The sequence below is a fragment of the Bacteroides sp. CAG:189 genome, from assembly GCF_000432295.1.
Lineage (GTDB): Bacteria > Bacteroidota > Bacteroidia > Bacteroidales > Bacteroidaceae > Bacteroides > Bacteroides salyersiae.
Genome location: NZ_HF991053.1, coordinates 98,934 through 109,994 on the forward strand (window position 1 = coordinate 98,934; position 11,061 = coordinate 109,994).

An 11,061-nucleotide genomic window follows, 5' to 3' on the forward strand; every position below is an offset into this window, starting at 1 on the left:
GAATACAACGGAGTGAAAGCATAAGGAATTCTTCTGCAGAGTTGTAAAAAACGAAATTGAAGAAGTAAAGACATTGTCTTTGCTTCTTTTTTTATGCCGGCAGGTGACCTGTCGTTTCGGAGGTGACCATTCGTACTGTGTTAGGGTATCCGGGGTATCCCGGCATGTCAGGCCGGGTTTCTCGGTGTGGAACCATTCGTTTCACTTAATGAAACCATTCGTTCCATACGGATGAAACCATTCGTTCCATGCTATTGAAACTGTTGGTTTCAATAAAGAGGAACCGTTCGTTTCAATAGTATGAAACGAACTTAACGTATCTCGCCCTGTCTCCGGAAATGAAAAACTATGCAAACTCTATGCTACTGTGTAGTTAAAATTGTATCTTTGACGCGGATTAACAGCTAAGATTTATGACAATAAAGGAATTTTTTTCGTTCAAGGCCAATAAATACTTTTGGTTAAATCTGATGGCAATGGTGGCAGTGGTTTGCCTGTTGTTTTTCGGAGTATTGAAATGGCTGGATAGTTATACCCGTCACGGCGAGGCTGTCGTAGTGCCGAATGTCAAAGGCATGACAATTGATGAAGCGGAAATGCTTTTCCGTAATCATGGGTTGGTTTGTGTTGTATCGGATTCCAGTTATGTGAAGAATAAGCCGGCCGGAAGTATTTTGGATGTAACCCCGTCGGTGGGGCAAAAAGTAAAAGAGGGAAGAATAATTTATCTGACTATCAATACATTGAATATTCCTTTGCGTCCCGTGCCGGATGTAGCGGACAATAGTTCGATGCGCCAGGCACAGGCTAAAATATTGGCTGCGGGATTTAAACTGTCTGAGAATGAAATGATTCCCGGAGAAAAGGACTGGGTGTATGGAGTGAAGTATATGGGCCGGCAATTGGAGATGGGGGATAAGGTTCCCGTAGGAGCCACTCTGACGCTGTTGGTGGGAGATGGAGAGGAGTTGCCTGTGGATAATGATTCCATTCAAAATGCAGACAGCATAATGGATAGTCATGAATCACCGGTTGATGATTCGTGGTTTTAAGTGGATACCTGTCAAGATTTAGAAAGAAAACTGTATGATAGAGGAATTGCCGGACGATATAGAGAATGATATTGATGATATAGAACCTGTCGGAGAGGAAGCGGATGCCCAGTTGTACGAACACTTTCGGGTGGTTGTGGATAAAGGGCAGGCGATGATGAGAGTCGACAAATATTTGTTCGAGCGTATTGTCAATGCTTCGCGCAACCGTATCCAGAAAGCTGCCGAAGACGGTTTGGTAAGGGCCAACGGGAAACCGGTGAAAAGTAGCTATAAGGTGAAGCCGTTGGATGTGATTACGGTGATGATGGACCGTCCGCGTTATGAGAATGAAATTATTCCGGAAGATATTCCCCTCGACATCGTATATGAAGATAAATATGTAATGGTGGTGAATAAGCCGCCCGGTCTGGTGGTACATCCGGGGCATGGAAATTATCACGGTACACTGGTCAATGCGCTGGCATGGCATATGAAGGACAATCCTGACTATGATGCCAACGATCCCCACGTAGGTTTGGTACACCGTATCGACAAGGATACTTCCGGATTGCTGGTCATTGCAAAAACACCGGATGCGAAAACGAATCTCGGAATCCAGTTTTTTAATAAAACGACGAAACGGCGTTATCGTGCATTGGTATGGGGAAATGTGGAGCAGGACGAAGGGACGATCGTCGGCAATATCGCCCGTAACCCGAAGGACAGGATGCAGATGGCGGTCATGTCCGATCCTACTGTCGGCAAACATGCCGTGACGCACTATCGTGTGCTCGAACGTTTGGGCTATGTGACGTTGGTGGAGTGTATCCTGGAGACAGGGCGTACGCATCAGATCAGGGTCCACATGAAGCATATCGGCCATGTATTGTTCAATGACGAACGGTATGGCGGACATGAGATTCTGAAAGGGACTCATTTTAGTAAATACAAACAATTCGTAAATAACTGCTTTGACACTTGTCCACGGCAGGCTTTGCATGCCATGACATTGGGGTTCGTACATCCTGTTACGGGAGAGGAGATGTATTTCACCTCGGAAATGCCCGATGATATGAGCCGGTTGATAGAGAAGTGGAGAAGCTATATAAGTAACAGAGAAATAGAATGAAACGCACAATTGCTATCGTGGCAGGAGGTGATACCTCCGAATTTCATGTATCCCTGCGTAGTGCACAGGGGATATACTCTTTTATAGACAAGGAGAAGTATGATTTGTATATCGTTGAAATGGAAGGGCTCCGTTGGGAAGTGCAACTGCCTGATGGACGCAAGGCGCCGGTAGACCGCAATGATTTTAGCTTCATGAAAGGGGCGGAAAAGGTGAAGTTTGATTTCGCCTATATCACTATTCACGGCACTCCGGGTGAAGACGGGCGTCTTCAGGGGTATTTCGATATGATGCGTATCCCTTATTCCTGCTGTGGAGTATTGGCGGCTGCCATGACTTATGATAAGTTTATCTGTAACCAGTATCTCAAGGCTTTCGGTATTCGGATATCCGAGTCGTTACTGCTTCGCCAGGGGCAAACTGTTTCGGATGAAGACGTGATAGAGAAAATCGGTCTGCCCTGCTTTATCAAGCCGAGTTTAGGAGGTTCCAGCTTCGGAGTGACGAAAGTGAAAACCCGTGAACAAATACAGCCCGCCATTCTGAAAGCATTCAGTGAAGCGCAGGAAGTGCTGGTAGAAGCGTTCATGGATGGTACTGAAATAACTTGCGGTTGCTACAAAACAAAACAGAAATCAGTAGTGTTTCCTATAACGGAGGTGGTAACCGACAATGAATTTTTCGATTACGATGCCAAATACAACGGACAAGTGGATGAGATTACTCCGGCCCGTATTTCCGATGAGTTGACACGCCGTGTACAAACGTTGACTTCTGCCATTTATGACATCTTGGGATGCTCGGGAATTATCCGTGTCGATTACATCATTACAGCCGGTGATAAGATAAACCTGCTTGAAGTAAATACGACTCCCGGAATGACAGCTACCAGTTTTATCCCACAACAAGTGCGTGCTGCCGGATTGGATATAAAGGATGTAATGACTGATATAATAGAGAATAAATTTTAGTGACGCGTTATGAATACAACAGAGTTTGATGAAATCCGTCCTTATCACGACGAAGAACTTCCCCGTATATTCGAGGAATTAATTGCCGATCCGGCATTTCAGAAAGCCGCTTGTACTGTGATACCGAATGTGCCTTTTGAGATTCTGGCCCAGAAAATACGTGCTTGCAAAACAAAGCTGGATTTCCAGAAGACCTTCTGCTATGATATCCTTTGGAAACTGTCCGAAAGGCATACGAATGGCCTGACTCTCGATCATACGGCACTACCGGATAAAAAGAAGGCGTATGTGTATATAACCAACCATCGGGATATCATTCTTGATTCGGGCTTCCTTTCGATTTTGCTTGTGGACCAGGGCATGGATACAGTAGAAATTGCGATCGGAGACAATCTGCTGATCTATCCGTGGATCAAGAAGTTTGTCCGTGTCAATAAGTCGTTTATTGTGCAGCGTGCGCTGACCATGCGTCAGATGCTGGAATCTTCTGCCCGCATGTCACGATACATCCATTACACAATCCTGGAGAAGAATCAATCCGTCTGGATTGCACAGCGCGAAGGACGTGCCAAAGACTCCAATGACCGTACGCAGGACAGCGTGCTCAAGATGTTGGCTATGGGTGGTGAAGGGGATCTTATAGACCGTCTGATGGAGATAAACATAGCTCCGATGGCGATCTCGTATGAATATGACCCTTGCGATTTTCTCAAGGCGCAGGAGTTTCAGTTGAAAAGGGATATCGAGGGATATAAGAAAACGACGCAGGATGATTTGCGTAATATGGAAACGGGGCTGTTCGGCTATAAGGGAAAAGTACATTTCCAGGCCGCTCCCTGCATAAATGATGTTCTTGAAAAGATGGATCGCAGCTTGCCGAAGACGGAGCTGTTTGCGCACATTTCTTCATTGATAGACCAACGTATTCATGCCAGTTACCGTTTGTATCCGGGTAATTACATCGCTCATGATTTACGGACGGGGACCGATGAATTTACCGGTTACTATACTCCGGAAGAAAAGGCTCATTTTGAAAACTATATAGAGCAGCAACTGGGCAAGATCGATATCCCGAATAAAGATATTCCGTTTCTGCGCGAAAAGATGTTGCTGATGTATGCGAATCCGTTGACTAATTATCTGGCTGCTAAATAATCTGGCTGAAACGAACTTAATACTAACCCGATAAAAAATATCGAAGATGAATAAATTGTTTACAGGAGTTTTCCTGTTTTTCTCTACGCTTTTCTCTTGCCAGCAGAAGGGCGAGTTTAAGTCGCTGTCGGTGAATGACTTTGAGTCTCTGATAGAAGCTTCCGATGTGCAACGTCTGGATGTTCGTACTTTGGCCGAATATTCGGAAGGACGTATCCCTGCTTCGATCAATATCAACGTGCTTGATGATTCGTTTGCTGCCATTGCCGATTCTACTCTTCAGAAAGACAGGCCGGTGGCGGTTTATTGTCGCAGTGGAAAGCGTAGTAAGAAGGCGGCTGATATTTTGAGTGAACGGGGATATCAGGTTTTTGAATTGGATAAAGGATTTAATGCCTGGCAGCAGGCAGGAAAGACAATTGAACAGTAAACAGCCTCTCCCCAACCCTCTCCGTGGGAGAGGGAGCCAAAGTTAGTACTGCTAATCAATTGTTTGCGAGTCATTTCTTACTCCCTCTCCCACGGAGAGGGCGGGGAGAGGCTTACTATAAAGCGGTTTGTTGGGTGATAAAGCCCGGCAAACCGTTTTTTCTACATAAAAGGCTTATTATTACACATGGGTTTTCGTAGTTCTCCGTAATCTTGCAGTCGTCAAACCCGCGATTTTTTTCATTGAATATATAATTAATAAAATTGGAGACTATGAAATTCAAAACTTTACTTTTGTTTGCCTTTGCCTTATTAATGCCGATGGCTTTATCGGCTGCTACTTCCATCAAAGAGGTGGGAGGCTGGTTCGAATCGGGCTATGTCACTTGGAATCTGGTAGAAGGGGCTTCTACCTATAGCGTTTATTGTAAGTCGGTTGACGGCTCTTATTCCAAATTGGATGCGGAACTGGTACGTAATTATGGAGATTACGGGCGTGCGGATGTGATAGGTGTCAAAGCCGGAACTTATCAATTTAAAATAGTACCGGTGGATGAAGAGGGAACGGAAATGACCGGTCAGGCTGTTGAGTCTTCTACATTTGAAGTGAAAGCGCACGATCGTACGGGATTTGCTCATTTCAATTATTCGGGTGTAGGTGCATATAAGGATGACGGAACATTGAAGGATAATGCTAAAGTGCTTTATGTTACCTCTAAGACCGCTAAAACGGTGACCTGTCCTGTTGTCACAGACAATAAGGGCAAGGTTGAAACCTTCACTGGACTTCAAACCATTATCGATGCACGTCAGAAAGGGTATGATACGACACCTTTGGTAATTCGTATCATCGGCCTGATTGAAGCAAATGACATGGACCATTTTTCCAGTAGTGCGGAGGGATTACAGATTAAAGGAAAGAATGCGAACAGCGAGATGAACATCACCCTTGAGGGAGTGGGAAATGATGCTACAATCCGGGGATTCGGCATTTTGCTGAGAAATTGCAAGAGTGTTGAAATTAGAAACTTTGCGGTTATGCTCTGTATGGATGATTGTATCTCGTTGGATACGGATAATAGTAATTGCTGGGTGCATAATATTGATTTCTTTTATGGTAAAACCGGTAGTGCTTCGGACCAGGCTAAAGGTGACGGTTCTTTGGATTGTAAGGCAGATTCCAAATATATGACTTTCTCTTACAACCGTTTTTGGGATTCGGGTAAGATGGCTCTTTGTGGTATGACATCCGAAACGGGAGAGAATTTTATCAGCTATCATCATAATTGGTTCGATCACTCGGATTCGCGCCATCCTCGTGTGCGTACAATGACCGTACATGTATACAACAATTATTTTGACGGTATCTCAAAATATGGGGTGGGAGCTACTACCGGTTCGAACGTATTTGTAGAAAGTAACTATTTCCGTAATACAAATAAGCCGATGATGATTTCTTTGCAGGGTACAGATATTGTAAATGGAGAGAAAAATGCAACTTTTAGCGGAGAGACCGGTGGGATGATCAAAGCATATGGGAATGTTTACGCGGAGAAATCCTCCAATTTTAAACTTGTGACACACAAGCAATCAGCTACAAGTTTTGATTGTTATGAGGCGGAAACACGTGATGAAGTTGTACCGGCTTCTTATGTGACTCTTTCCGGAGGTACGTCTTATAATAATTTTGATACGGATAAGAGCAAGATGTATACATACGCTGTTGATGTGGCAACGGATATTCCGGGAATTGTTTCCGGACAATATGGTGCCGGACGTATGCAGCACGGTGATTTTAAATGGTCTTTTGACAATGCGGTTGACGACGCTTCGTCTGCTGTAAATACTGCGTTGAAGTCTGCAATCACTAATTATACTTCTCAATTGGTTGGTGTTTTCGGCGATACTTCCGGTGGTGACGGTGATGGTGACGGTGATGGCGATGGCGACGGTGATGATAAACCTGTGCCGCCGGTGGACGGCGATTATTCCTGTTATTTCACGGCTGATAAGAAACCGTCCAATGATTTTTATACGGTAACAGGCAACTATTCTAAAGATAAAGGTTCGGTAACTGTAAACGGGACGGAGTATGATTGGTGTTTGAAAATGGAAAGTGCCACTTCTGTAAAATTCACAATAGAGGAGGAAATGACGCTGACTTTGGTTTTTGGAAAAGCTGATAAAACACCTAATATTAAAATTGACGGGACGAAAGTTGCAAGCGATTCAGACGGTATCCTTACCTATAAATTAGCTGCCGGCTCGCACGAATTAACAAAGGCGGATTCGCATAATCTTTTCTATATAAATCTGACACCTGCTTCAAGTTCGACCGGTATCGAGGAGACGATTAGTGAGGCTGCCGATGAAGATGGCATTATCTATGATTTGTCCGGTAGGGTGGTTCAGAATCCTCAGAGAGGTATTTATATAAGAAACGGGAAGAAGATATTCTTTCAGTAGTGTTGGGATAGCCTGTTGAAGGCTGAATATGGTTTTAGTGAAAAAGCTCCGGTTGTCTGCGGTATTCCCGCCGGATAACCGGAGCTTTTGTTGTTGTGATATGCTGTGTTGAGGCTGCTTATTGCAATCCTTCCAGTAGTCTTTTCAATACGACTGTGGCCGATATTTCACGATTGGCAGCTTCCGGTATGACGATAGACTGCGGGCTTTCGATGACATCGTCCGTTACGATCATATTACGGCGTACAGGCAGACAGTGCATGAAATAAGCATGGTTGGTCACTGCCATCTGGCGGTCACTTACCGTCCACTCGCGGTCTTTGCTTAAGATCTGTCCGTAATTGTCACCTGTATAGGCAGCCCAATTCTTGGCATAGATAAAGTCGGCTCCTTCGAAAGCTTTCATTTGGTCGTATTCCACCTTTGCACGGCCTACAAACTTCGGATCGAGTTCATAACCTTCGGGATGGGTAATTACAAAATCGTAATCGGTTGCATTCATCCATTCGGCAAACGAATTCGGTACGGCTTGTGGCAATGGACGGGGATGGGGTGCCCAAGTCATGACCACTTTCGGCCGAGCGGTTTTTTTGTATTCTTCAATGGTGATAAGGTCGGCAAAACTCTGCAACGGATGGCGCGTGGCTGCTTCCATCGAGAACACCGGACGACCGGAGTATTTGATGAACTGGTTAATGATTACTTCTTCATAGTCATAATCACGATTCTCGAAACGTGCAAAAGAGCGTACGCCTATGATGTCGCAATAACACCCCATCACCGGAATGGCTTCCAGCAGATGTTCCGGTTTGTCGCCATCCATGATAACTCCCCGTTCGGTTTCCAGTTTCCATGCCCCCTGATTAATGTCGAGAACAATAACATTCATCCCTAAATTGAGTGCCGCCTTTTGGGTACTCAGGCGTGTACGCAGGCTGGAATTGAAGAAGATCATCATCAAAGTCTTATTTCTTCCCAACTCTACATATTTAAAACGGTCTTTTTTAATCTCAAATGCTTCGGCCAAGGCGATTTTTAAATCGCCTATGTCCTGTACACAAGTAAATTTCTTCATATCTCTCTATTTTTTTAATTATACTTCTCCCATCTCCATTCTCCCCTCTCTCATCTCTTCTCAACTCTCCCTCGTTTGTCCGTCTCCTTCAATGATCCATTTGTAGGAGGTTATTTCTTCGAGTGCCATCGGACCGCGAGCATGCAATTTTTGCGTACTGATACCGATTTCGGCTCCCAATCCGAATTGTGCTCCGTCGGTAAAGGCCGTGGATACATTGGTATATACACAAGCGGCATCTACAATTTTGCTGAATAGGGCGGCGCATTCCTTATTTTCTGTGATGATGCTTTCGCTGTGCTTGGAACTGTATTCTGCAATATGCCCCAAGGCATCTTCAATACTTTTCACGGTTTTGATTGCCATCTTATAGTCCAGAAATTCTGTGCCGAAGCTTTCCGGGGTAGCCGGTTTCAAGAGTGCCGGCGGATAATGCCCTTCCAGACTGTGGTAGGCTTGGGGGTCGGCAAAGATAATGACGTTGCTGTCTTGTAATTTTTTGCAGATTTCCGGCAAGTCGTTCAGTCGCTTCTCGTGGATGAGAACGCAATCCAGTGCGTTGCATACACTGACGCGGCGTGTTTTTGCATTATTGATGATGGCGGCTCCTTTGGCCGTATCTCCATATTCGTCGAAATAAGTATGGCAGATACCTGCCCCTGTTTCAATGACAGGGATCGTTGCATTCTCGCGTACAAAATTTATCAGATTACTGCTGCCGCGCGGAATGATGAGATCTACATATCCTACGGCATGCAGGAGTTCCGCCGTGGCTTCCCGGTCGGCCGGCAGGAGTTCTACGATATGTGTATCTACGCCGAAACGCTTTAACACATCGTGGATAACGCTGACTATGGCCCGGTTGGAGCAGTCGGCATCACTTCCTCCTTTCAGGATACAGGCGTTGCCGCTTTTGAGACAAAGGGAAAATACATCGAAACTGACGTTGGGGCGCGCTTCATAAATGATGCCGATGACACCGAACGGGACAGAGACCTTTGTCAGTTTCATTCCATTGGGGCGGACGGTTTCTTTCAATACCCGTCCCAATGGCGAGGGGAGGGTAGCCACGTTGCGAGTATCGGCTGCAATTCCTTTTAGCCGTGCTTCCGTCAACTTTAACCGGTCGTATTTCGGATTGCTCTGTTCCATTCGTGCGAGATCTTTTGCATTCTCGCTTAAGATGAACGGAGTTTCGGCGATGGCGGCATCTGCTACCGCATTCAGTATCCGGTTGATTGTTTGATCGTCCAGTAGAGCCAGTTTCCGGCTGGCTGCCTGTACGGTGGTAAATGTTTCTTTGAGGTTCATATCTTTGGGCTCTAAAATCTATTATTCTATATACAGATAATCATAGTGCACTACAGGTCTTTTGCCATGCTTCCCCATTGCTTCACGGGCCTGTGCGGAGTCGCAGTTTGCTTTACCTACTCCTACTGCATTCCCGCGAAAGTCAATGATGCGCACAATGTCATCTTTTTCGAAATCACCTTCAATACGGGTGATGCCGATCGGTAATATGCTCACGGCCTTGTCCGAATTCAAAACTTCCGTGGCGCATTCGTTCATATGTATTTCACCTTTGGCAAAGCCTTCACTGTGTGCAATCCATTTTTTTATACTGGATACCGGTTCCTGCGACGGGGTGAAGCGGGTGCAAAGAGTTTCTTCCGGCTTTTGCAGAATGTCGACCAGGATATTATCCCGTTTTCCATTGGCAATGATGACGGTAATGCCTTCGTCGGCTACTTTGCGTGCGATGTTGGTCTTTGTCAGCATGCCGCCTCTGCCAAAACTCGACTTACTGGTTTGTATATAGCTCGACAGGTCTTTGCCGTGGCCGATTTCCCGGATGACGGAAGAAGACGGGTCGTTGGGAGAACCATTGTAAATACCATCTATGTTGCTTAAAATGATAAGTGCCTGCGTGTCCATCATCGAAGCGATGAGACCGGATAGTTCGTCATTGTCGGTGAACATCAGTTCGGTGACCGAGATGGTATCGTTTTCGTTTACTATAGGAATTACTCCGTTTTCCAGCATGACTGTCATGCAGTTTTTTTGGTTCAGGTAATGGCGTCGTGTGCCGAAACTCTCTTTGGTAGTCAGCACTTGTCCCACCGGGATACCATGATCGCGGAATAATTCATAATACCGGTTGATTAGTTTTGCTTGGCCTACGGCCGAGAAGAGTTGACGCTGGTCTATGCTGTCCAGCTTCTTTAGAGTCCGTATTTCGCTACGGCCGGAGGCTACGGCACCCGAAGAGATGAGGATTACTTCTACGCCCGCCTTGTGCAGTTCGGCTATCTGGTCGACAAGGGCTGACATGCGGGTTACATCCAATGTCCCATCCCGGCGTGTCAGTACATTACTTCCTACCTTTACGGCAATTCTTGTAAACTCTTGTTTCATTTTGCTAACGATTTGAAAGCACAAATATAGGACTTTTTATCGTAATGAAAGTTAGGCGGGTGTGAAATCAACTTAATCTCATGAATGAAAAGACCTGTCCCGGCATTATTTAGGTTGAAAAATGCGTATCTTTGTACCCCGAAAAAACAAGTAGACCCATGAAGCAGACTAACCCTCAGGTGGAACAAATGACCTCGTTCATCGTTATGGACGTATTGGAACGTGCCAATGAATTGCAGAAACAAGGTATCGATATTATTCATCTGGAAGTAGGTGAACCCGATTTTGATGTTCCTGTCTGTGTTGCCGAAGCAGCTAAGAAAGCGTATGATTCTCATTTGACTCATTACACTCACTCTTTGGGGGATCCTGAATTGAGGAAGGAAA

At 45.3% G+C, this 11,061-nt stretch carries 9 protein-coding genes and 1 pseudogene; 7 read left to right on the top strand and 3 right to left on the bottom strand.

From position 1 onward, the window contains the following. Positions 1-413: 413 nt before the first annotated feature. From QVP90_RS07400 to QVP90_RS07425, 6 genes are all read left to right on the top strand, one after another. Positions 414-1,052 (top strand): PASTA domain-containing protein, encoded by a 639-nt coding sequence (locus QVP90_RS07400; protein WP_007479025.1) that lies wholly within the window; start codon positions 414-416, stop codon positions 1,050-1,052. A gap of 34 nt (positions 1,053-1,086) precedes the next feature. Beyond that, a complete protein-coding gene (locus tag QVP90_RS07405; RefSeq protein ID WP_005926808.1) occupies positions 1,087-2,163 on the top strand; it encodes an RluA family pseudouridine synthase in 1,077 nt (358 codons plus the stop codon). Further along, entirely contained in the window at positions 2,160-3,134 is a 975-nt protein-coding gene (locus tag QVP90_RS07410; RefSeq protein ID WP_005926806.1) for a D-alanine--D-alanine ligase, read from the top strand. Before QVP90_RS07405 ends, QVP90_RS07410 begins: the two co-directional genes overlap by 4 nt. 9 nt (positions 3,135-3,143) lie before the next feature. After that, positions 3,144-4,289, top strand: coding sequence for a 1-acyl-sn-glycerol-3-phosphate acyltransferase (locus QVP90_RS07415; protein ID WP_005926803.1), 1,146 nt, complete (start codon positions 3,144-3,146; stop codon positions 4,287-4,289). Positions 4,290-4,326: 37 nt separating this feature from the next. After that, complete coding sequence (locus QVP90_RS07420) at positions 4,327-4,719, top strand: rhodanese-like domain-containing protein (RefSeq protein ID WP_025819143.1); 393 nt, start codon at positions 4,327-4,329, stop codon at positions 4,717-4,719. A 272-nt stretch (positions 4,720-4,991) separates the two neighbouring features. Further along, positions 4,992-7,184, top strand: a complete 2,193-nt coding sequence (locus tag QVP90_RS07425; RefSeq protein WP_021936065.1) for a pectate lyase family protein — start codon at positions 4,992-4,994, stop codon at positions 7,182-7,184. 118 nt (positions 7,185-7,302) lie between these two features. Here QVP90_RS07425 and QVP90_RS07430 read toward each other — a convergent pair whose 3' ends face one another. From QVP90_RS07430 to proB, 3 genes are read right to left on the bottom strand one after another with little or no spacing between them, the layout of a single operon-like run. After that, a complete protein-coding gene (locus tag QVP90_RS07430; RefSeq protein ID WP_005926796.1) occupies positions 7,303-8,259 on the bottom strand; it encodes an acetylornithine carbamoyltransferase in 957 nt (318 codons plus the stop codon). Positions 8,260-8,319: 60 nt separating this feature from the next. Next, positions 8,320-9,570 (bottom strand): glutamate-5-semialdehyde dehydrogenase, encoded by a 1,251-nt coding sequence (locus tag QVP90_RS07435; RefSeq protein WP_007479020.1) that lies wholly within the window; start codon positions 9,568-9,570, stop codon positions 8,320-8,322. A gap of 21 nt (positions 9,571-9,591) precedes the next feature. Next, positions 9,592-10,674: a glutamate 5-kinase gene (gene proB, locus QVP90_RS07440; RefSeq protein ID WP_021936066.1), complete on the bottom strand. Its 1,083-nt coding sequence runs from the start codon at positions 10,672-10,674 to the stop codon at positions 9,592-9,594. A gap of 158 nt (positions 10,675-10,832) precedes the next feature. Here proB and QVP90_RS07445 point away from each other — a divergent pair. Next, positions 10,833-11,061 (top strand): annotated as a pseudogene (locus QVP90_RS07445) (pyridoxal phosphate-dependent aminotransferase); the annotation flags it as partial.

What these genes read in the sequence shown, in the direction of transcription:
- QVP90_RS07400 (WP_007479025.1), top strand. Translation starts at nt 414, where the DNA reads ATGACAATAAAGGAATTTTTTTCGTTCAAGGCCAATAAATACTTTTGG.
- QVP90_RS07405 (WP_005926808.1), top strand. Translation starts at nt 1,087, where the DNA reads ATGATAGAGGAATTGCCGGACGATATAGAGAATGATATTGATGATATA.
- QVP90_RS07410 (WP_005926806.1), top strand. Translation starts at nt 2,160, where the DNA reads ATGAAACGCACAATTGCTATCGTGGCAGGAGGTGATACCTCCGAATTT.
- QVP90_RS07415 (WP_005926803.1), top strand. Translation starts at nt 3,144, where the DNA reads ATGAATACAACAGAGTTTGATGAAATCCGTCCTTATCACGACGAAGAA.
- QVP90_RS07425 (WP_021936065.1), top strand. Translation starts at nt 4,992, where the DNA reads ATGAAATTCAAAACTTTACTTTTGTTTGCCTTTGCCTTATTAATGCCG.
- QVP90_RS07430 (WP_005926796.1), bottom strand. Translation starts at nt 8,259, where the DNA reads ATGAAGAAATTTACTTGTGTACAGGACATAGGCGATTTAAAAATCGCC.
- QVP90_RS07435 (WP_007479020.1), bottom strand. Translation starts at nt 9,570, where the DNA reads ATGAACCTCAAAGAAACATTTACCACCGTACAGGCAGCCAGCCGGAAA.
- proB (WP_021936066.1), bottom strand. Translation starts at nt 10,674, where the DNA reads ATGAAACAAGAGTTTACAAGAATTGCCGTAAAGGTAGGAAGTAATGTA.